At 64.5% G+C, this 20,674-nt stretch carries 16 protein-coding genes, 1 tRNA gene and 2 pseudogenes; 11 read left to right on the top strand and 8 right to left on the bottom strand.

Annotated features, from left to right (window positions below):
• Window positions 1-148: 148 nt before the first annotated feature.
• The 4 genes and pseudogenes from IVA74_RS19735 to IVA74_RS19720 all read right to left on the bottom strand — a co-directional run bounded on the left by IVA74_RS19735 (window position 149) and on the right by IVA74_RS19720 (window position 2,673).
• Window positions 149-391, bottom strand: a complete 243-nt coding sequence (locus IVA74_RS19735) for a hypothetical protein (protein ID WP_247347370.1) — start codon at window positions 389-391, stop codon at window positions 149-151.
• Between the two features lie 144 nt (window positions 392-535).
• Window positions 536-1,052 (bottom strand): annotated as a pseudogene (locus tag IVA74_RS19730) (IS21 family transposase); the annotation flags it as partial.
• A gap of 219 nt (window positions 1,053-1,271) precedes the next feature.
• Window positions 1,272-1,347: transfer RNA gene (locus tag IVA74_RS19725), tRNA-Ile, on the bottom strand.
• Window positions 1,348-1,695: 348 nt separating this feature from the next.
• A complete protein-coding gene (locus IVA74_RS19720; RefSeq protein ID WP_247347368.1) occupies window positions 1,696-2,673 on the bottom strand; it encodes a tripartite tricarboxylate transporter substrate binding protein in 978 nt (325 codons plus the stop codon).
• Between the two features lie 107 nt (window positions 2,674-2,780).
• Between IVA74_RS19720 and IVA74_RS19715 the strand changes: the two genes are divergently transcribed.
• Window positions 2,781-3,758, top strand: a complete 978-nt coding sequence (locus tag IVA74_RS19715; RefSeq protein WP_247347366.1) for a TAXI family TRAP transporter solute-binding subunit — start codon at window positions 2,781-2,783, stop codon at window positions 3,756-3,758.
• Between the two features lie 126 nt (window positions 3,759-3,884).
• Here IVA74_RS19715 and IVA74_RS19710 read toward each other — a convergent pair whose 3' ends face one another.
• Both IVA74_RS19710 and IVA74_RS41190 read right to left on the bottom strand, forming a co-directional pair.
• Window positions 3,885-5,114, bottom strand: coding sequence for an ABC transporter substrate-binding protein (locus IVA74_RS19710; protein ID WP_247347364.1), 1,230 nt, complete (start codon window positions 5,112-5,114; stop codon window positions 3,885-3,887).
• 100 nt (window positions 5,115-5,214) lie between these two features.
• A pseudogene (locus tag IVA74_RS41190) lies at window positions 5,215-5,584 on the bottom strand (substrate-binding domain-containing protein); the annotation flags it as partial.
• A gap of 95 nt (window positions 5,585-5,679) precedes the next feature.
• Here IVA74_RS41190 and IVA74_RS19700 point away from each other — a divergent pair.
• Genes IVA74_RS19700 through IVA74_RS19690 form a run of 3 tightly spaced genes read left to right on the top strand, consistent with a single transcriptional unit; the run spans window position 5,680 to window position 9,637 of the window.
• Window positions 5,680-6,513, top strand: a complete 834-nt coding sequence (locus IVA74_RS19700) for a substrate-binding domain-containing protein (RefSeq protein WP_247347360.1) — start codon at window positions 5,680-5,682, stop codon at window positions 6,511-6,513.
• Window positions 6,514-6,567: 54 nt separating this feature from the next.
• A complete protein-coding gene (locus IVA74_RS19695; RefSeq protein WP_247347359.1) occupies window positions 6,568-7,674 on the top strand; it encodes a molybdopterin-binding protein in 1,107 nt (368 codons plus the stop codon).
• 13 nt (window positions 7,675-7,687) lie between these two features.
• A complete protein-coding gene (locus IVA74_RS19690; RefSeq protein ID WP_247347358.1) occupies window positions 7,688-9,637 on the top strand; it encodes a molybdopterin biosynthesis protein in 1,950 nt (649 codons plus the stop codon).
• A gap of 7 nt (window positions 9,638-9,644) precedes the next feature.
• Here IVA74_RS19690 and mobA read toward each other — a convergent pair whose 3' ends face one another.
• On the bottom strand, window positions 9,645-10,280 hold the full coding sequence (mobA, locus tag IVA74_RS19685; RefSeq protein WP_247347357.1) for a molybdenum cofactor guanylyltransferase MobA: 636 nt from the start codon (window positions 10,278-10,280) through the stop codon (window positions 9,645-9,647).
• Window positions 10,267-11,157 (bottom strand): formate dehydrogenase accessory sulfurtransferase FdhD, encoded by an 891-nt coding sequence (gene fdhD / locus IVA74_RS19680; protein ID WP_247347356.1) that lies wholly within the window; start codon window positions 11,155-11,157, stop codon window positions 10,267-10,269. Before fdhD ends, mobA begins: the two co-directional genes overlap by 14 nt.
• Window positions 11,158-11,359: 202 nt before the next feature.
• Here fdhD and mobB point away from each other — a divergent pair, with 202 nt between their 5' ends.
• The 7 genes from mobB to fdhF all read left to right on the top strand — a co-directional run bounded on the left by mobB (window position 11,360) and on the right by fdhF (window position 20,550).
• Window positions 11,360-11,887 (top strand): molybdopterin-guanine dinucleotide biosynthesis protein B, encoded by a 528-nt coding sequence (mobB, locus tag IVA74_RS19675; RefSeq protein WP_247347475.1) that lies wholly within the window; start codon window positions 11,360-11,362, stop codon window positions 11,885-11,887.
• Between the two features lie 9 nt (window positions 11,888-11,896).
• A complete protein-coding gene (gene glp, locus IVA74_RS19670) occupies window positions 11,897-13,153 on the top strand; it encodes a gephyrin-like molybdotransferase Glp (protein ID WP_247347355.1) in 1,257 nt (418 codons plus the stop codon).
• Window positions 13,154-13,230: 77 nt separating this feature from the next.
• Window positions 13,231-13,494 (top strand): sulfurtransferase TusA family protein, encoded by a 264-nt coding sequence (locus IVA74_RS19665; RefSeq protein WP_247347354.1) that lies wholly within the window; start codon window positions 13,231-13,233, stop codon window positions 13,492-13,494.
• A gap of 317 nt (window positions 13,495-13,811) precedes the next feature.
• Window positions 13,812-15,464 (top strand): OFA family MFS transporter, encoded by a 1,653-nt coding sequence (locus tag IVA74_RS19660; protein ID WP_247347353.1) that lies wholly within the window; start codon window positions 13,812-13,814, stop codon window positions 15,462-15,464.
• 91 nt (window positions 15,465-15,555) lie between these two features.
• Window positions 15,556-15,840 carry a hypothetical protein gene (locus IVA74_RS19655; protein WP_247347352.1) on the top strand — a complete coding sequence of 95 codons (285 nt, stop codon included), beginning with the start codon at window positions 15,556-15,558 and terminating at the stop codon, window positions 15,838-15,840.
• A gap of 235 nt (window positions 15,841-16,075) precedes the next feature.
• On the top strand, window positions 16,076-17,785 hold the full coding sequence (locus tag IVA74_RS19650) for an NADH-ubiquinone oxidoreductase-F iron-sulfur binding region domain-containing protein (RefSeq protein WP_247347349.1): 1,710 nt from the start codon (window positions 16,076-16,078) through the stop codon (window positions 17,783-17,785).
• Window positions 17,782-20,550 carry a formate dehydrogenase subunit alpha gene (fdhF, locus tag IVA74_RS19645; protein ID WP_247347347.1) on the top strand — a complete coding sequence of 923 codons (2,769 nt, stop codon included), beginning with the start codon at window positions 17,782-17,784 and terminating at the stop codon, window positions 20,548-20,550. The genes IVA74_RS19650 and fdhF overlap by 4 nt, the downstream gene beginning before the upstream one ends.
• The last annotated feature ends 124 nt before the right edge of the window (window positions 20,551-20,674 follow it).

The raw sequence follows: 20,674 nt of genomic DNA, 5'->3' as shown, positions 1-20,674 counted from the left end.
ATGCAGGCGAATCGATTATAAAAAACTTCAAGATGTGCTCAGCGCTTGCTATGTCGTAAGCGAAGCAGATTCATCGGCATAAAGAGCGGGCCAGAAACATCGTTTCTGGCCCGTCGCCTTTGTGCTCATCACGCTTCGTCGCGGCGGATCAATAACCCGACGTGGGTTCGCAAGGGGGGCCGTTGGTCCAGGGCTGCGTCGCAAATGCGCCCACAGCCGGCGCCGGGGTGCAGACCCGCCCATCAACATATTGGGCGGTCGGACGTAGGCTCGCGTCGGCGGGGGCAGCGACGTGCCGCGAGGTCGAATGGTACTCGCGAGCCAGGACAGGGGTGACAGTCAGCATGGTCGCAGCGAGCAGCCCGGCCGACAAGAGCTTTACTTTGGTCATTCAGTTTCTCCCTTGGATAGGGGAAGCCAAGGATGTTCGGCTTCTCGATGGAGAGATGCGTATGCCCAAGGATTGGCAAAAGGAATATCTCTTCACGCTGCTTCAACACGGCGAGAGGTTTCGCTCGAATCACGCGAGGCACGCGGCACAGGCCGCCTTGACGGCCGGCAGACCATCGGTCAGAACCGCGTTGAGGATGTCGACCATCTGCCGATTGCCATCGTCGGTGCCCGCGAGCTTGCGCCGTACACGTTCAATAGCCGCCGGCAGTACCCAGTCCTTAAAGGGGGCGCCGTTGCGCAAGGCGCCGGGTTTGCGAGCCAGCACCGGCACGTAATGCCAGGGGTCGTAGGTCGTCTCGCCGCGACCGAATGAGCGTGGATGCTCGGCAACGATGCGTCCGTCCTGGCGGATTACGATGCGGCCGGCATAGGCGTGAACCTCGACCGGCCGCCCGACCGCGCTGGCCGTAACCGAGTATTTGTTGTTGTCGAAGCGCACCAGGCAGGTCTTCGAGACCGATGCCGGCACCGCGTGGAATCCGTCGAACCGGCCGGCATAGGGAACGAGCTTTGGCCGTTCCCCCCTCGAAGACCTCCCAGACCGTCTGTTCGGCCAGTTCCGGGTGGCGATGGGCTTTGGCGTAGGCGAGGGGAATACCCGACGTGGACATCGAGCCAACTGCTGTGAAGGTATTCTTTTGGAAAGAGTGACCGATTACCGACCCATTTGGTTCATCGCCCCGGCAGATTTGAAAAATCAGGCTCATTCCCCTCGGGACCCTACGAATTCAGCGACGGCCTCCGCTAGTTGAGGCGCAAGAGTCAGATCTTGCGAATCCGAGTCAAGTCCGCTGCGAACCGATAAAGCGAGCGAAGGCTGGTGGGCCCGGCAGGACTCGAACCTGCAACCAGACCGTTATGAGCGGCCGGCTCTAACCATTGAGCTACAGGCCCCGCCGCGAGACGGCCGCGAGAAAGCGTGGCCGGCAACGGTGCGCGGTTCGTTTACAGGGATGGAGCCGGGGGTGCAATGCTGGCTCTGGCGGATGGAAACATCGGCGCAGCATCGTCGGTAATTTTTGAATACCCGAAACTTGCGACGATGCACTTATGCTCCTGTTTTGCCCGACAAGTCAAATTGCCATGCCTAGGGCTCGATTTTTTTCGCTGCCGTAACCCCTTGTGATCACTTGATCTTTCTACTGTGCATGGGGTTGTTTTCGCGGTTTTTGCTTTGAGGGGGCCCGCGGCTCCCCCTGACGTCTTGCCGGCGGGCTACAGCCCTTGGTCCGCGGGACGGCGCTAGTCCACCGACACCCCGGCGAACTCCACTACCTTGCGCCACTTCTGGGTCTCGTCGGTGACCAGCTTGCCGAACTCGGCCGGCGTCATCGGCTTGGGGATGCCGCCGGTCTCGGCGAGGCGGGCGATCAGCTTCGGGTCCTTCAGCGCTTCGCCGACGGCCTTGTTGAGGATATCGATCACGTCCGGCGGCGTGCCCTTCGGCGCGGAGATGCCGTAGAAGCCGACCGCTTCGAAGCCCGGCACGGTTTCGGCGATCGCGGGCACATCGGGCACGCTCGGCCAGCGCTGCGGCGAGGTCACGCCAAGTGCGCGGACATTGCCGCCCTTGGCCTGCTCCAGCGCCGACGGAAGGTTGTCGAAGATCAGCTGCACCTTGTTGGAGATGATGTCGGGGAAGGCGATCGCCGAGCCGCGATAGGGCACGTGCACCATGTCGCATTTGGTCATCACCTTGAACAGCTCGGCCGACATGTGCACCGAGGTGCCGTTGCCGGAGGAGGCGAAGGAGATTTTTCCGGGATTGGCCTTGCAGTAGTCGATGAACTCCTGAACCGTCTTCGCGGGGAACGCGTTGGAGACGACCAGCATGTTGGTGAGCTGCATGATGCTCGCGACCGGCACGGTGTCGCGCAGGAAGTCGAACGGCAGCTTCTTGTAGAGCGAGGTCGAGATCGCGTTGTTGGGCGCGACGAACAGCAGCGTATAGCCGTCCGCCGGCGAGCTGATCGCGGCCGCGGCGGCGATGTTGCCGCCCGAGCCGGTGCGGTTCTCGACGATGAACTGCTGGCCGAGACGGTCCGACAGCCATTGCGCCATGATCCGCGCGACGATATCGACCGGGCCGCCGGCGGAGAAGCCGATGATCCAGTGCACGGGACGGTCGGGATAGCCGGCGGCGGAGGCGGGAGCTGCGGCGCTGAACAGGCCTGAAATGATCGCGAGCCCGAAAACAGCGCTCCGCAAAATTCGCAACATGACGTCTCCCATTGTTCTATTGTCGTTGGGCTGCATGCTTTCACAAAAACAGGGCGTTGCCTACATCGCCGCAAGTCGATGTTGACGCGCCCCCGCCGGGACCGACCATGAGATTCGCAATCACCATTGTTCTCGGCGCGACGCTGCTTTCAAGCCCCGCCGCTGCTCAAACCGGAGGCAAGGCCATTTCGACCACGACAATCAGCTCTACGATCAGCCTGGGCACCGCGACTCCCGGCGGTGGCTTTCCCCTCTATGGCAACGCCTTCGCGCAAGCGATGAACGCGGCCGATCCGCAAGCCATTATCGTCCCGCGCAATACCAAGGGCAGCAACGAGAACATTCCGCTCTTGGAGAAAGGCGAGCTCGATCTCGCTTTGGTCGCGGGCGAGCCGGCCTATGAAGCCTTTGCCGGTATCGGCCGTGCGCCGGTGCGACTGAAGATTCTCACGGCGATCTATTCCAACCCCGGCATGTTCGTGGTGCGCGCGGACAGTCCGTACAAGACGATTCGCGATCTCGTCGGTCAGCCCGTCGCATTCGGCGCGAAAGGCTCGGGCCTGCCGATCCTGGCGCGCTACGTGCTGGATGGTCTCGGCCTGAAGCAGGACGAGGATTTCAAGGCTGTTTATCTCGACCGCGCCGGCGACGGTCCCGCGATGGTCGAGGATCGACGTGTCGCCGCACTCTGGGGCGCCGGCATCGGCTGGCCCGGCTTTGCGGCCGTGGCCTCGAGCGCGTCAGGCGCGCGCTTCATCGCGCCCAGTGCCGAAGAGATCGCGCGCATCCGCGCCAAACATGCGTTCCTGAAGCCGCTGACCGTGCCGGCGGGCAGCTATCCAAAACAATCCGAGCCGATCGCCTCGCTCGGCTCCTGGAGTTTTGTCCTGACGCGCGAAGACCTGCCGGACGATGTCGCCTACCGGCTGGCGAAGACGCTGCACGGCGTCGAGGCAAATTTCTGCAAGCAGCTCGCGCAGGCCTGCGAGACCACGGCCGCGAACACGGTCGCGGCCGCGCCGAAGCCGGAGCTGATCCATCCGGGCGTGATGAAGTATTTTCGCGAGATCGGAGTGGTGAAATAGGGCGCGCAGTACACCCACAGCCGTCATGCCCGGGCTTGTCCCCGGCCATCCACGTTCTTGGTGCCGTCTGAAAGATCGTGGATGGCCGGGACAAGCCCGGGCATGATGACCTCTCTCACTACACCGTCACTTCTTCACCATCGCACACGCCGGGTCCGGCGGACCGAACGCCTTGTCGCCGGAGATCGTCGCGAGGATCTTGTAATAGTCCCACGGATATTTGCTCTCCTCCGGCGTCTTCACCTGCACCAGCCAGAGGTCGTGCACCATCAGATTGTCCTCGCGCAGTTTGCCGTTGCGGGCGAAGAAATCCTCGATCGGCTTTTCCCGCATCTTCGCGGCGACTTTGAGCGGATCGTCGGTGCCGGTTTCCTTGATGGCGTTGAGATAGTGCATCACGCTCGAATAGACGCCGGCCTGCCACATCGACGGCATCTTGTTCATCTTGGCGAAATAGCGCTTCGACCATTCGCGGGTCTTGTCGTCCATGTCCCAATAGAACGACGTCGTCAGCAACAGCCCTTGGGCAGCCTGCAAGCCGAGGCCGTGGATGTCGGTGATCAGCGCCAGCAGCGCCGCCATCTGCTGGCCGCCCTTGAACACGCCGAACTCCGATCCGGTCTTGATCTCGTTCATGTTGTTGGGCGGACCGGCGGCGATGCCGATGATCTTGGCCTTGGAGGCCTGCGCCTGCAGCACGAACGAGGAGAGGTCGGGCGTTGCCAGCGGCGGCTTCACCGAGCCCAGCACCTTGCCGCCGTTGGCGGTCACGACCGCCGAGGCGTCGCGCTCCAGCGAATGGCCGAAGGCGTAGTCGTCGGTGATGAAGAACCAGCTGTCGCCGCCGCGCTTGACCACGGCGTCCGCGGTGCCGACCGCGAGCGCGCGGGTGTCGAACACCCACTGGATCGCGTAGGGCGAGCAGAACTTGCCGTGGAAATCCGCGGTGCCGGTGGAGTGGGTGATGAACAGCCGCTTCTTCTCGTTGGCCATGTTCTGCACCGCGAGCCCGACCGCGGAGACCGGCACGTCGACGATCAGATCGACCTGGTCGACGTCGTACCAGCGCCGCGCGATGGCGCCGCCGATGTCGGCCTTGAGCTGGTGGTCGCCGACGACGATGCTGATCGGCTTGCCGAGCACGGTGCCGCCGAAATCGTCGATCGCCATCTGCGCCGCCATCACCGAACCCTGGCCGGTCGGTGCCGAGGCCGGGCCGTTCATGTCGGTGAGCACGCCGATTTTGACGATGTCGTCGGAAACCTGCGCCATTGCGGCGCCCGGCAGCAGCGTTGCCGCCAGGAACGTCGCTGCAAAGCCGGCAGCGACCGGCAGTCCAAATCTCGTTGGCTTCACGCGTGTCCTCCCCTGATCCGGCGCGTTGGCCGGTGTTGCTTCCGGGTACGGCCCGGCTGAATTGGTTTCTTTTGCAACTATTTGGGGGCGGGCGTCAACGTCAGGTCGCGAAGCGGATTTGTCCGGCCGGCGAGGGATCGTAGCCGGTCAGCTCCTCGGCGCGCTGCCGCAACCGTTTTTCGCTGAGGAACCGGATCAAGGCCTACATGGTGGGGCGGAAATAGCTGCGCTGCCGCATCGCCATTCTGGCACCGAGCGCGAGCACGTCGGAGAGGCCGCGCAGCCGTTTCGGATTGCCCGGCGGCAGCACGAGACCCTGCTCGCGGCGCACGAACGCGACCAGCAATGCATCACGTAGGTCCGGAGCGTCACGCAGCACTGGCGGCAGCGGCAAGATTGCCGTCGGCATCGAGGCAGTGCACTGCCACGGCCGTCACCTCGTCGCGCTGCAGGCGCTCCAGCCCGCGTGCGCGCAGCGATTGGGCGCCGGAACGAGCAAACGCGTCACGAGTGCGGCGCAATCCATCATCATCATGCTCGCGTCATAGCCAATTGGAACCCGATCATGGCCGTCCGCCGCCTGTCCGTTGCACTCGCGCTTCTCTGCGGCCTCGCCGCGGGCGTTGCGGCCTCATCCGCGGAGGACCGCGCGATCGTGCTGGCCACGACCACGGCGACGCAGGAGTCCGGCCTGCTCGATTATCTGCTGCCGATCTTCCGCGAAAAGACCGGCATCGACGTGACGGTGATCGCGCGGCGCGCCGACGAGGTGCTCGACGGGGCGCGGAGGGGCGAAGTCGACGTCGTGCTGATGCACGCACGGCCGCAGGAGGAGAAATTCGTCGCGGACGGTTTTGCCGTGAAGCGCTTTGACGTGATGTACAACGACTATGTGCTGATCGGGCCGAAGAGCGATCCCGCCGGCGTGAAAGGCAAGGACATCGCAACCGCGCTGAAAGCGATCGAGGCCAAGGGTGCGCCGTTCGTGACGCGCGGCGACCGCTCGGGCACGCATGCCGCAGAGCTCGCGCTCTGGATCGTCGCCGGTATCGACATCGCGAGCGTCAAGGGCGCTTGGTATCGCGAGTTCAAGCAGGGCATGACCTCCGCCCTCGACGCAGCGCGCACGGCGAACGCCTATGTACTGTCCGACCGCGGCAGCTGGATCGCATTTCGGGAGCGCGGCGATCTCGACGTCCTCGTCGAAGGCGACAAGCGGCTGCTCAACCAATACGGCGCGATGCTGGTGAACCCCGCGAAGTTTCCGAACGTGAATAAGGAGCTCGGGCAAGACTTCATCGACTGGCTGACCTCGCCGGAGGGGCAGGCGGCGATCGCCGGATACAAGGTCGACGGACAACAGCTGTTCTTCCCCAATGCGGACAAGTCAGGCGGCTGACGTTCGTATCGCCAACGGTTGCCAAACCTGGCGATGCATGGTCCATCATGGCGCATGACCCAGCGCCTGCCGCCATCGCTGACGCCGCTCGACACCGCGCTCGCTGCGTTGCTGAAGGGGCTTGATCCGCTCGCGCCGGTGCAGTTGCCACTGACTGAAGCGGCCGGCTGTATCGCGGCGGGCACGCCGCTGCTTGCGGCCCATCCGCCTCGCGACGTCGCTGCCGCGGACGGCTGGGCATTATGCGCCAATGATTTGGTCGGCGCGTCCTCCTATTCACCGCTGCCTCTCGCAACGGCGCCCGCCTGGGTCGATGCGGGGGACGCGATGCCGGCGGGATGCGACTGTGTGCTCGATGCCGACGCAGTCGAACTGTCCGGTCCGCTCGCCCAGGTGCTGGCGGAGAGCGTGCCGGGGCAGGGCATCAGGCGCGCCGGAAGTGACATCGACGGAGGCACGCCTGCCGCGGCAGAGGGGTATCCGGTCGGTCCTGCCGCTCTGCTGCTCGCGCGCGCCGCCGGACTGGACCGACTGAGCGTGCGCCGTCCGCGGCTGCGCATTGTCAATGTACCAGGCGCAACGGGGACCATGCATCTGATTGCGGACATCGCGCGCGCCGCAGGGCTGGATGTGCAAACGCACGCGGCCGGTGCGCGAGATGCGGCATCGATCGCGGAGGCGTTCGACGCTCCCACCTGCGATCTCCTGCTGACGGTCGGCGGCAGCGGCGTCGGTAGCAAGGATGCCGCTGTCACGGCGCTGGCCCGGCGTGGTGATGTGATCGCGCATGGTCTTGCGCTCCAGCCCGGACGCACTGCGGCGGCCGGGCGGCTCGGACAGGTTCCCGTCGTCGCCTTGCCCGGCTCGGCCGATCAGGCGCTTGCGGTCTGGCTCGCGCTCGTGCTGCCGCTCGTAGACCGGCTGTCGGCGCGGCTGCCGCGCCGACGGATAACCTTGCCGCTCGCGCGAAAAATCGCATCCAGCGTCGGCATCGCCGAAATTAGCCTGCTGGCCGAGGAACATCATGCGTGGGTGCCGCTTGCGGTAGGCGAATGGCCGCTCCAGGCAATTGCCCGTGCCGACGCATGGCTGCTTGTTCCAGCCAGCCACGAGGGATTTGCAGCGGGCGCGCCGGTCGATGCCTATCTGATGCGGGAATGATACGAGCTTTGGCATGACGATGATCCCGCAATCGCAAGTCCGCAGCGCCCTCGAACAGGAGCAGTTCCTCAAAATTCTGTCCCGCGAGGAGGCACTGGCACGCTTCGAGGCCGCGCTGTTCCCGCGCGCGGTCCCAAGCGAAAGCCGCAAGCTTGCCGATGCGCTCGGTGCGGCACTCGCCGAAGACATCACCGCGCCGATCGACGTGCCGCCGTTCGACCGTTCCAATGTCGACGGCTTTGCGGTGCGCTCGGCGGACCTTGCAGCGGCCGGCGAAGGCGCACCGGTTCGCATCGGGTTGAATGGCGAGATCATCCACTGCGGTACCGCACCGGCGCTGCAAGTGGTAGCGGGAACCGCAACGCCGATTGCCACCGGCGGTCCGCTGCCGCGCGGTGCCGATGCCGTCGTCATGGTCGAGCACACCCAGCCGGCCGGCCTTGATGCGATCGACGTCCGTCGTGCGGTGTCCCCCGGGCAATTCGTATCCTATGCAGGATCCGACATCGCGCGCGGCGAGGCGCTGCTGCGCGCCGGCACGATCATCGGCTCGCGCGAGATCGGCATGCTGGCGGCCTGCGGCATTGCAGACGTGACCGTCGCGCGCAAACCGCGGGTTGCCGTGATCTCCACCGGCGATGAGCTGGTCCAGCCCGGCGAGGTGCTCGCGCCCGCCGCGATCTACGATACCAACGGCGCGATCGTCACCGCTGCGATCGACGAGAACGGCGGCGATGCGGTTTTCCTCGGCGCGATTCCGGACGACGAAGCCAGGCTCGAAGCCGCCATGCGCAGCGCGCTTGCGGATGCCGACATGCTGGTGCTCTCCGGCGGCACGTCGAAAGGCGCGGGCGATCTCTCTCATCGCATCATCGGCCGGCTCGGCCAGCCCGGCATCGTCGCGCATGGTATTGCGCTCAAGCCCGGCAAGCCGTTGTGCCTTGCGGTCTGCGACGGCAAGCCGGTGGTGATCCTGCCGGGTTTTCCGACCTCGGCGATGTTCACCTTCCACGACATGATCGTGCCGGTGCTGCGCAAGATGGCCGGGCTGCCACCACGCTCCGATGCCAAGGTGAACGCGACTGTGCCGGTGCGCATTGCTTCCGAGCTCGGCCGCACCGAATTCGTCATGGTCTCGCTGGTCGAAGGCAAGGACGGCTTGATTGCTTATCCCTCCGGCAAGGGCTCCGGTGCGATCACATCGTTCGCGCAGGCCGACGGTTTTTTGCGCATCGACGCGCTCGCCGAGCAGATGCCGGCCGGGACCGAGGCCGAGGTGACGCTGTTTACGCCGCATGTGCGGGTGCCCGATCTCGTCATCGTCGGCAGCCATTGCACCGGCCTCGATCTCGTCACCGCGCAACTCGCGCACGCCGGCCTGACCGTGCGCTCGATCGCGGTCGGCAGTCTCGGCGGGCTTGCAGCGGCGCGGCGCGGCGAATGCGATCTGGCGCCGATCCATCTGTTCGACGACAAGAGCGAGACCTACAATACGCCTTACCTCGTCGAAGGACTCGAGCTCGTGCCGGGATGGCGCCGGATGCAGGGCATCGTGTTTCGCCAGGGCGACAAGCGTTTCGAAGGCCTGGACGCGAAGCAGGCCGTCGCCGCCGCGCTCTCGGATCCCGTCTGCATCATGGTCAATCGCAACCAGGGCGCCGGCACGCGCATCCTGATCGACCGGCTGCTCGGTGGTGCGCGCCCGGAAGGGTATTGGAACCAGCCGCGCTCGCACAGCGCGGTGGCCGCGGCCGTCGCACAGCACCGCGCCGACTGGGGCATGACCATTGCGCCGGTCGCCCATGCGGTCGGCCTCGGTTTCATTCCGCTCGCGGAAGAGCATTATGATTTCGCGCTGGTGACAGTGCGCAAGCAGCGGCCGGCGGTGCAGGCCTTTCTCGCCGCACTCGGTTCGGACGAGGCGCGCGCCGCGCTGGAGCGGGCCGGCTTCCGGCCAGCGTAGAGCTGGATTAAGACGCCGCATCCAGCGCGGCCAGCCGCTCGGCTTCCGCGATATCCTCGATCGTATTGGCGTTGAAGAACGGATCGAGCGGCTCGGTCGGCCACGTCACCGTCGCGAGCGGGTAGCGCCCGGTCCAGCGGTCGATCTTGCGTAGGTCTTCGACCACCAGCGCGTGACGCAGTTCGTCGCGCAAGCCAACGCGCCACAATCCGATCACCGGATGCGACTGGTCGCCTGACGCCGCAACGGCGAGCTCGGCATTCGCCGCGAGGCGCTCTTCATGCAAGCGCGCGACCAGATCGCGCGGCAGGAAGGGACAGTCGCCGGCGGCGCTGAGCACCCACTCCACCTCAGGCCGGTTCGCTGCGGTCCAGTCGAGCGCGGCAAGGATGCCGGCGAGCGGGCCGGGAAAGCCGGGGACATCGTCGGCGACGACATGCAATCCGAATGAATCAAAGCGGGCGGGATCGCCGTTGGCATTCAGGATCAGTCCGCTGCATTGGGGCGCAAGGCGTGCGATCGCCCGCTCCAGGATGGTGCGCCCGCCGATGGTCCGCATCGGCTTGTCGCCGCCGCCCATGCGCCGCGCCAGGCCGCCGGCGAGCAGCACGCCTTGCGTCGTCGGAAAGCTAGTCTCCACCACCTTCACCCTTGCGCTTGTGCTTGGCCGATTCCTCCCCGATGTAAGCGAGGTTCTGGTCGTAGACGATGCGCTCTTCGCCCGCGAGTGCGATGAAGCGTTTTCCGCGCGCGCGTCCGACCAGCGTCAGCCCGACCTGGCGTGCGAGATCGACGCCCCAGGCCGTGAAGCCGGAGCGCGACACCAGGATCGGAATTCCCATGCGCACCGTCTTGATCACCATCTCCGAGGTGAGCCGTCCCGTGGTGTAGAGGATCTTGTCGGATGCATCGACACCGTGGCGGTACATCCAGCCCGCGATCTTGTCGACGGCGTTGTGACGGCCGACGTCCTCGGTGTAGCAGAGCGGTTCGCCCTCCCTGCACAGCACGCAGCCATGGATCGCACCGGCTTCCAGATAAAGCGAGGGCATCGTGTTGATGGTCTGGGTCATCTGGTAGAGCCAGGAGGTGCGCAACTCGGCCTTCGGCAGCGCAACGCTCTCGACCGCTTCGAGAAGGTCGCCGAAGGCGGTGCCCTGCGCGCAGCCCGAAGTCTGCGTGCGCTTCTTCAGCTTGGCTTCGAAATTGGTGTGGTGTTCGGTGCGCACCACGACCACCTGGAGGTCGTCGTCGTATTCGACCTCGGTGACCTCGTCATTATATTTCAGCATGTTCTGGTTGAGCAAATAGCCCAGCGCCAGATATTCCGGGTAGTCGCCGATCGTCATCATGGTGACGATTTCCTGCGAATTCAGGTAGAGCGTCAGCGGCCGCTCCATCGGCACCTTGATCTCGATCCTGACGCCGGACTGGTCGGTCCCGGTCACGCTCTGGGTCAGGCGCGGGTCGTCCGGGTTCGGCGCGATCACGGGCACCGGGGCTTTGTCGATCTTCATCATGGCCGCGAGGTTAGCATGACATTGGGGTCAAGCCGATATAAGCATGGCGGTGGAAAGCGAAAATGTCTCTTCTCGTCATTGCGAGCGCAGCGAAGCAATCCAGAATCTTTCCGCGGAGGCACTCTGGATTGCTTCGCTGCGCTCGCAATGACGGAACGGGCGGTTCCAGCCGCATGATACGGCTGGCGGAGATCACGTTGTGATGAAAGTCATCGGCCTTGCAGGCTGGAGCGGTGCGGGCAAGACCACGCTGTTGACGCGGCTGATCCCGCATTTCAACGCGCAGGGCTTGCGCGTCTCGGTCATCAAGCATGCGCATCACCAGTTCGATGTCGACGTGCCCGGCAAGGACTCCTGGCGCCATCGCGAGGCCGGCGCGGCCGAGGTGCTGGTGGCTTCGTCGAATCGCTGGGTCCTGATGCATGAGTTGCGCGGCGCGGCGGAGCCGCGACTGCCGGAACTGTTGAGCAAGCTGTCCGCGGTCGATCTCGTCGTGGTCGAAGGCTTCAAGCGCGAGCCGCATCGCAAGATCGAGGTGCATCGCGCCGCCAACGACAAGCCGTTGCTGTTTCCCGATGATCCCGGAATTTTCGGGATCGCGGCCGATGTCGCCATTGAAACGCGACTGCCCACCGTCCATCTCGATGATATCGAGGCTGCTGCGGCGCTGCTGCTCCGCGCGGCGATGCCGGTCGAGGAAGCGGTCGCGAAAAGCGCTGCGATGCGTTGACGAGGCACCATGGCGCAATTGTCCGACGATTGTTTTGCCTTCGGTGGACCGATGATGTCGGTCGGCGAGGCCGTTGGCCTGATCACGACGCGCGTCAGCGCGATTGCCGATCTCGAAACCGTGGCGCTGGTCGATGCGGACGGGCGTGTGCTGGCGCGCGACATTGCGGCGCCTCTGCCGCTGCCGCCGTTCACCAACTCGGCCGTCGATGGCTACGCCGTGCGCAACGCAGATGTTCCGGACAGCGCGGAACGGGCGCTCCCGCTCGACGGCCGCATCCAGGCCGGCGGCCTTGCACAGGCGCAGATCAAGGCCGGCCACACCGCGCGCATCTTTACGGGCGCGCCGATGCCGCCGGATGCCGAAACCGTCTTCATGCAGGAAGATGTGCGCATCGATGATTCCGGCCGGATTGTGCTGCCGCCGGGGCTGAAGCCGGGCGCCAATGTCCGCCCTGCGGGCGAGGATATTCCCGAAGGGCACATCGCGCTGCGCGCAGGCCAGCGGTTGCTGCCGCAGCATGTCGCGCTCGCCGCGGCGTTCGGCCTTGTCAGGCTCGACGTCGTCAGGCGCATCCGCGTCGCGGTGTTTTCGACCGGCGACGAACTGGCTTCGCCCGGCGAGCCGCGCGCGACCTCGCAGCTCTTCGACTCCAACCGCTTCATGCTGATGGCGATGCTGCGCCGGCTCGGCTGCGAGGTCAGCGATCTCGGCATATTGCGCGACGAGCGCAACGCGCTCGCAAATGGCTTGAAGCAGGTGGCAAGCAGCCACGACCTGATCCTCACCACCGGCGGCGTCTCGACCGGGGAGGAGGATCACGTCAAGGCGGCGGTCGAAAGCGTCGGCTCGCTGGTGTTGTGGCGGATGGCGATCAAGCCGGGACGGCCGGTGGCGATGGGCATCATCGAGGGCACGCCGCTGATCGGATTACCGGGCAATCCCGTCGCGAGTTTCGTGACTTTCGTGCATGTGGTGCGGCCGACGGTGCTGGCGCTTGCGGGCAGCCTGGCCGAGCCGCTGTTGCCGATCCCGGTGCGCGCGGCATTCACGTACAAGAAAAAGATCGGCCGGCGCGAATATGTTCGGGCGTCCTTGCGGCGCGGGCAGGACGGCGCACTCGAGGCTATCAAGTTCCCGCGCGAAGGCGCCGGCCTGTTGTCGTCGCTGGTCGAGACCGACGGTCTCATTGAACTCGGCGAAGACATCACCCAGGTCGAGCCGGGGCAGGATGTAGGTTTCCTATCCTATGCCGATCTGCTCTGAGGCTTGGCGTTGTCTTGGCGTTGTCTTGGCATTGTCTTGGCGTTGACGCCATCAACCCAGCCCTCCATGTTGCGCCCATGACCAGAACGACGCTCGATCTCACCGGGTTGAAATGCCCGCTCCCCGCCCTGAAGACGCGCAAGGCGTTGAAACCCTTGCAGGCGGGCGATCAGCTCGAGGTGTACTGCACGGATCCATTGTCGGTGATTGACATCCCGAACCTGATCCGCGAGACCGGCGGCACGGTGGAGATCACGGAGCGCAACGACGCGCGCATCGTGTTTTTGATAGAGAAGACCGATAGGCCGATAGAAAAAATCAATGGTGCGCCGCCCACTTAGCCAACGGTCACGCAGTTGATACCTACCTTTTGTCTATCGACATCGCTCATCACTTCTGCCCCAATCGACTTCCTCCGCCGAGACGCGGAGGTCGAGTCTTGCCCGCGATACGCGGAGCAATGGGACATCGCATGAAGCCTGAACGCGGCGTCGGGCATAGATCTCGGGGTTGAGGGGTTAACGTTTGGATGTGCGTGACAATCCTGGCGCGCATCGTGTGATTGTGCGGAGCAGCAGGGACAGGCTGCACCGCAATGGGCTGAGGAACAGGATCTAGCGGCGGGCCGCTCAGAAGGGCGTCCGCAGGGGAGGAACGCATGACGACAATCGAGAGCGCTGGAACGATTTCAGGCGCCGGCGCGGGTTTTCTTGATCGCGAGCGCACGATCGCCAAGGCCGGCTTCAATCGCTGGCTGGTACCGCCGGCCGCGCTGTGCATTCATCTCTGCATCGGCATGGCCTACGGCTTCTCGGTGTTCTGGCTGCCGCTGTCGCGCGCGATCGGCATCACGGCGCCGAAAGCCTGTCCGGACATGTCGCTGTGGCAGGAGCTCTTCACCACCAGTTGCGACTGGAAGGTCGCAAGCCTCGGCTGGATGTTCACCCTGTTCTTCGTCGTGCTCGGCGTTGCCGCTGCTGTCTGGGGCGGCTGGCTCGAACGGGCTGGCCCGCGCAAGGCTGGTTTCGTCGCGGCGATCTGCTGGTGCGGCGGCCTGTTCCTCGGTGCGATCGGAATCTACACCCACCAGCTCTGGCTGATGTGGCTGGGGTCCGGCGTGATCGGCGGCATCGGCCTTGGCCTCGGCTACATCTCGCCTGTGTCCACGCTGATCAAATGGTTTCCCGATCGCCGCGGCATGGCGACCGGCATGGCGATCATGGGTTTCGGCGGCGGCGCCATGATCGGCGCACCGTTTGCCAACATCCTGATCAACTACTTCAAGACACCGACCGATGTCGGCGTGTGGAAGTCCTTCCTCGTGATGGGCATCGTCTATTTCGTCTTCATGACAATCGGCGCTTTCGCCTACCGCGTGACGCCGGCCGGCTGGAAGCCTGACGGCTGGACGCCGCCGAGCGAGAAGAAGACAATGATCTCCGAGCATCACGTCCATCTCGACAACGCGCACAAGACGCCGCAGTTCTGGCTGATCTGGTGGGTGCTGTGCCTGAACGTGTCGGCCGGCATTGGCGTGATCGGCATGGCCTCTCCGATGCTGCAGGAGATATTCGCCGGCAAGCTGATCGGCCATCCGGAGCTCGCCTTTGGTCAGCTCTCGGTCGAGCAGAAGACTGTCATCGCCGGCATCGCGGCGGGCTTCGCGGGCCTGCTGTCGCTGTTCAACATCGGCGGCCGCTTCGTCTGGGCGTCGTTGTCTGATTATATCGGCCGCAAGAATACGTATTACACGTTCTTTATCCTCGGCATCGTGCTCTACGCACTGGCGCCGACGTTTGCGGCGATGGGCTCGAAGATGCTCTTCGTGCTCGGCTTCGGCATCATCCTGTCGATGTATGGCGGCGGCTTCTCCACGGTGCCGGCCTATCTGGCCGATATGTTCGGCACTCAGTTCGTCGGCGCAATCCACGGCCGGCTGCTGACGGCGTGGTCCACCGCGGGCATCATCGGCCCCGTTGTCGTGAACTACATCCGCGAGTTCCAGCTCGCAGCGGGCGTGCCGCGTGACCAGCTCTACAACACGACCATGTACATTCTCTGTGCGATGCTGATCGCCGGCATCATCTGCAACTACCTGATCAAGCCGGTCGACTCGAAATGGTACATGAGCGAAGCCGAAGTCGCGAAGCTGCAGGCGGCGGGCGCCGGCGCCAATACGGTTCAGACGGGCTCGTTCGGGATCGGCACCGGCGGCCTCGATATCAAGGCTGCGCTGTTCTGGCTGTTCGTCGGCGTCCCGCTGGCGTGGGGCGTGTACAAGACGCTCGAGAGCGCGGTTAAGATCCTGTAATCGCAAACCCACATCGTCGCGGGATGCTGACTGCTCAGCATCCCGCGACGCTCGTCTTTCAAGTCAAGAATGGGATCTAGGGGGATTCTTTATGCTCAGCACTCGTATCTGCCTTGCCGCCATGCTGCTGGCCGCAAGCCTTCATACCGCGTCCGCGCAAACCGCAACGACGCCTGCCACCGCGGCACCGCCCGCGACGACCAATGCCAAGCCGCCTGGCAAGATCAAGCTCAGCATGCAGAAGCTGAAAGACATGAAGGCGAAATGGGCAGCCAACAAGCCGAAGCTTAAGGCCTGCCGCGCCGAGGTAAAGTCCAAGGGCCTGGCTGGCGACGACCGTTGGTTCTACATCGAAGAGTGCATGAGCAAGACCTGAGATCGGGTTCCGCCTGGCGCTTGGGTAAAGGGGCAGGCGGGCGACCGCCTGCCTCCTAAATCATTCCAGGGACGTTCTAAATTGTCTTGCATCTGGCATACCAGAGATTAGAGTTGCGTCGAATTTGGCTTGGTCAGCGGGAACTGGTTTCGCTGATCGAGTCGGAAATGAAGGCGGATCGCATTGGCGATCTGGCCTAAACTCATCGCGCATTTGAGGAGAACGCGACGTCTCCATGAGCAGCAACGACGACGTTCACAAGGTTCGCGAGTTCGAACATCCCGGCCAGGGACGGAAGCGCGCTAAATCCACGCCCAAGGGACGGCAGGTCGATCCCACCGCGTCCGATGAGATCGAGCAGCTGCTCGGCGACAAGCCGCGGCGGCGCGACCTGTTGATCGAATATCTGCATCTGATCCAGGACAAGTATCGCCAGATCTCGGCCGCGCATCTCGCCGCGCTCGCCGACGAGATGAAGCTCGCGTTCGCCGAGGTGTTCGAGACCGCAACGTTCTACGCGCATTTCGACGTGGTGAAGGAAGGCGAGCCTGACATCCCGCCGCTGACGATCCGCGTCTGCGATTCGCTGACCTGCGCGATGCTCGGGGCCGAGAAGCTGCTCGCCGATTTGCAAGACGTGTCGGGTCCCGGCATCCGCGTGGTGCGTGCGCCCTGCGTCGGCCGTTGTGACACCGCACCGGCCGCGGAAGTCGGCCACAACTTCGTCGATCATGCGACCGTCGCCAATGTCATGGCGGCCGCGAAGGCCGGCGACAGCCACGCGCATCTGCCCGATTATATCGGCTACGACCCCTATGTTGCGGACGGCGGCTACAAGCTGCTCAACCGCTTGCGCTCGGGCGAACTGCCGACAGACGATCTGTTGAAGGCGCTCGACGACGCCTCGTTGCGCGGTCTCGGCGGCGCCGGCTTCCCGACTGGACGCAAATGGCGCGCAGTCCTCGGCGAGCCCGGCCCGCGGCTGATGGCGATCAACGGCGACGAGGGCGAGCCCGGCACGTTCAAGGACCGCGTCTATCTCGAAAGCGATCCGCATCGCTTCCTCGAGGGCATGCTGATCGGTGCGCATGTGGTGCAGGCCTCGGATATCTACATCTACCTGCGCGACGAATATCCGGCATCGCGCGAGATCATCGAGTGCGAGATCGCAAAGCTCCCGCCGGGCGGCCCGACGCTGCACATGCGCCGCGGCGCCGGCGCCTATATCTGCGGTGAGGAATCCTCGCTGCTAGAAAGCATCGAGGGCAAGCGCGGCCTGCCCAGGCACAAACCGCCGTATCCGTTCCAGGTCGGCCTGTTCGGCCTGCCGACGCTGATCAACAACATCGAGACGTTGTGGTGGGTGCGCGACATCGTCGAGAAGGGCGCCGACTGGTGGAAGGGCCACGGCCGCCATGAGCGGCACGGCCTGCGCAGTTTCTCGGTGTCGGGCCGTGTCAAGAACCCCGGCATGAAGCTCGCGCCTGCTGGCATTACCGTGCGCGAGCTGATCGAGGAATATTGCGGCGGCATGGCCGACGGCCATCGGTTCTACGCATACCTGCCGGGCGGTGCGTCCGGCGGCATCCTGCCGGCGGCGATGGACGACATCCCGCTCGACTTCGGCACGCTTGAAAAATACGGCTGCTTCATCGGCTCAGCCGCGATCGTGATCCTGTCGCAAAAGGACAGCGTGCGCGCGGCCGCGTTGAATCTCATGAAATTCTTCGAGGACGAGAGCTGCGGCCAGTGCACGCCGTGCCGCGTCGGAACCCAGAAGGCCGTGCAGCTGATGCAGAAACCGGTCTGGAACCGCGCCCTTCTGGAAGAATTGAGCCAGGCGATGCGCGATGCTTCGATCTGCGGTCTCGGTCAGGCGGCATCGAATCCGCTGTCCACCGTGATCAAATATTTCCCTGACGAGTTCAAGGAAGCGGCCGAATGACGAAGATTACGTTCGAGCTCGACGGCAAGCAGGTCGAGGCCAACGCCGGCGAGACGATCTGGCAGGTCGCGAAACGCGGGGGTCGCGAGATTCCGCATCTGTGCTATACGCCGGCGCCGGATTATCGCCCTGACGGCAATTGCCGCGCCTGCATGGTCGAGATCGAGGGCGAGCGCGTGCTTGCGGCGTCCTGCAAGCGCACGCCATCGGTCGGCATGAAGGTGAAGACTGAGAGCGCGCGCGCGGTTTCCGCGCAAAAAATGGTCATGGAGCTGCTGGTCGCCGATCAGCCGGCGCGCGAGACCTCGCACGATCCGGAGTCCAAATTCTGGCACTGGGCCGAGGCCACCGGCGTCACCGAAAGCCGCTTCCCCGCCGCCGAGCGTTGGGCGACCGATGCCAGCCATCCGGCGATGCGCGTCAATCTCGATGCCTGCATCCAGTGCGGCCTGTGCGTGCGTGCCTGCCGCGAGGTCCAGGTCAACGACGTCATCGGCATGGCCTATCGCAACCATGGTTCGAAAATCGTCTTCGACTTCGACGATCCCATGGGCGAGTCCACTTGCGTCGCCTGCGGCGAATGCGTGCAGGCCTGTCCGACCGGGGCTCTGATGCCGGCCGTAATGCTGGACGAGAAGCAGACCCGCGTCACCTATGCCGACAAGAAAGTGGATTCGCTCTGCCCGTTCTGCGGCGTCGGCTGCCAGGTGACCTATGAGGTCAAGGACGAGAAGGTGATCTATGCCGAGGGCCGCGACGGCCCGGCCAACCGCAACCGTCTTTGCGTCAAGGGCCGCTTCGGCTTCGACTACATCCACCATCCGCATCGGCTGACCAAGCCGCTGGTGCGGCTGCCGAACGCGAAGAAGGATTCCAACGACCAGGTTGATCCGGCCAATCCCTTCACGCATTTCCGCGAAGCGAGCTGGGAAGAAGCGCTCGACATCGCGGCCAAGGGCCTGGTCAAGATCCGCGACGAGAAGGGCGTGAAGGCGCTGGCCGGCTTCGGTTCGGCGAAGGGCTCCAACGAGGAGGCCTATCTGTTCCAGAAGCTGGTGCGCACCGGCTTCGGTTCGAACAATGTCGACCATTGCACGCGTCTGTGCCACGCCTCGTCGGTCGCGGCGCTGTTCGAAGGCCTGAGTTCTGGCGCGGTCTCGGCGCCGTTCTCGGCGGCGATGGACGCTGAGGTCATCATCGTGATCGGCGCCAATCCGACCGTGAATCATCCGGTCGCCGCAACCTTCATCAAGAATGCGGTCAAGCAGAATGGCGCAAAGCTGTTCGTCATGGACCCGCGCCGGCAGTCGCTGTCGCGCCATGCGACCAAGCATTTGCAGTTCAAGCCGGGCTCCGACGTCGCGATGCTGAACGCGATGATCCACACGATCATCACCGAGGGGCTGACCGACGACCAGTACATCGCCGGCTACACTGAAGGGTTCGAGGACCTCAAGGAGAAGATCAAGGAGTTCACGCCGGAGAAGATGGAGGCGATCTGCGGCATCTCTGCGCAGACCCTGCGTGAGGTCGCGCGGACCTATGCGCGAGCGAAATCGTCGATCATCTTCTGGGGCATGGGCATCAGCCAGCATGTCCACGGCACCGACAATGCGCGCTGCCTGATTGCGCTGGCGCTGATCACCGGCCAGGTCGGTCGCCCCGGCACCGGCCTGCATCCGCTGCGCGGTCAGAACAACGTGCAGGGTGCCTCCGACGCCGGCCTGATCCCGATGTTCCTGCCGGATTATCAGCCGGTCGATCGTGACGATCTGCGCGTGAACTTCGAGAAGGTCTGGCAGAAGGAGATCGATCCCGTTCGCGGCCTGACCGTGGTCGAGATCATGAACGCGGTCCATGCCGGCGAGATCACGGGCATGTATATCGAGGGCGAGAACCCCGCGATGTCCGATCCGGATCTGCAGCATGCGCGCGGAGCACTGGCGATGCTCGATCATCTCGTCGTGCAGGATCTCTTCGTCACGGAGACCGCTTTCCACGCCGACGTCATCCTGCCGGCCTCGGCCTTCGCGGAGAAGGACGGCTCCTTCACCAACACCGATCGCCGCGTGCAGCTGGCGCGCCAGGTGATCAAGCCGCCGGGCGATGCGCGGCAGGATCTCTGGATCATCCAGGAGATCGGCAAGCGCATGGGCCTGCCCTGGAATTACGCCGGTCCCGGCGACGTCTACACCGAGATGGCGGAGCTGATGCCGTCGCTCAAGAACATCAGCTGGGAACGGCTGGTGCGTGAAGGTGCCGTCACCTATCCGGCGGACGATCCGAACAAGCCCGGCAACGAGATCATCTTCACCACCGGCTTCCCGACCGCGAGCGGCCGCGGCAAGATCGTGCCGGCCAAGGTGATCCCGCCGGACGAGCTTCCCGACGCGGAATACCCGATGGTGCTCTCGACCGGCCGCGTGCTCGAGCATTGGCACACCGGCTCGATGACCCGCCGCGCGCAGGTGCTCGACCAGATCGAGCCCGAGGCTGTGGCCTTCATGTCGCCGAAGGACATGCACAGGAAGAAGCTTGCGCCCGGCGATTTCATTCGGCTCGAGACCCGCCGCGGCGCGGTCGAGGTCAAGGTCCGCTCGGACCGCGACGTTCCCGAGAACATGGTCTTCATGCCGTTCTGCTACGCGGAAGCGGCAGCGAATTTGTTGACCAACCCGGCGCTCGATCCGTTCGGCAAGATCCCGGAGTTCAAGTTCTGCGCGGCCAGGGCCGAGCGCGCGGAAATGCGCGACGCGGCGGAGTAAAGCTCCGCCGCGTGTGCGGCGCCTCTGCGTACCCGCACCGTCATTGCGAACGTCGCGAAGTAATCCAGGATCCTTCCCCGGAAAGCTCGGGATTGCTTCGTCGCTTCGCTCCTCGCAATGACGG

This window comes from Bradyrhizobium sp. 132 (assembly GCF_023074185.1).
Classification (GTDB): domain Bacteria; phylum Pseudomonadota; class Alphaproteobacteria; order Rhizobiales; family Xanthobacteraceae; genus Bradyrhizobium.
The sequence above is the reverse complement of the archived record's forward strand: the minus strand, read 5'-3'. Positions and strand labels throughout refer to the sequence as shown.

Coding starts and splice junctions, on each gene's coding strand:
- IVA74_RS19665 (WP_247347354.1), top strand. CDS start 13,231: ATGACCAGAACGACGCTCGATCTCACCGGGTTGAAATGCCCGCTCCCC.
- IVA74_RS19655 (WP_247347352.1), top strand. CDS start 15,556: ATGCTCAGCACTCGTATCTGCCTTGCCGCCATGCTGCTGGCCGCAAGC.
- IVA74_RS19695 (WP_247347359.1), top strand. CDS start 6,568: ATGACCCAGCGCCTGCCGCCATCGCTGACGCCGCTCGACACCGCGCTC.
- IVA74_RS19700 (WP_247347360.1), top strand. CDS start 5,680: ATGGCCGTCCGCCGCCTGTCCGTTGCACTCGCGCTTCTCTGCGGCCTC.
- IVA74_RS19660 (WP_247347353.1), top strand. CDS start 13,812: ATGACGACAATCGAGAGCGCTGGAACGATTTCAGGCGCCGGCGCGGGT.
- IVA74_RS19735 (WP_247347370.1), bottom strand. CDS start 391: ATGACCAAAGTAAAGCTCTTGTCGGCCGGGCTGCTCGCTGCGACCATG.
- fdhD (WP_247347356.1), bottom strand. CDS start 11,157: ATGATGAAGATCGACAAAGCCCCGGTGCCCGTGATCGCGCCGAACCCG.
- IVA74_RS19715 (WP_247347366.1), top strand. CDS start 2,781: ATGAGATTCGCAATCACCATTGTTCTCGGCGCGACGCTGCTTTCAAGC.
- IVA74_RS19690 (WP_247347358.1), top strand. CDS start 7,688: ATGACGATGATCCCGCAATCGCAAGTCCGCAGCGCCCTCGAACAGGAG.
- fdhF (WP_247347347.1), top strand. CDS start 17,782: ATGACGAAGATTACGTTCGAGCTCGACGGCAAGCAGGTCGAGGCCAAC.
- mobB (WP_247347475.1), top strand. CDS start 11,360: ATGAAAGTCATCGGCCTTGCAGGCTGGAGCGGTGCGGGCAAGACCACG.
- IVA74_RS19720 (WP_247347368.1), bottom strand. CDS start 2,673: ATGTTGCGAATTTTGCGGAGCGCTGTTTTCGGGCTCGCGATCATTTCA.
- IVA74_RS19650 (WP_247347349.1), top strand. CDS start 16,076: ATGAGCAGCAACGACGACGTTCACAAGGTTCGCGAGTTCGAACATCCC.
- glp (WP_247347355.1), top strand. CDS start 11,897: ATGGCGCAATTGTCCGACGATTGTTTTGCCTTCGGTGGACCGATGATG.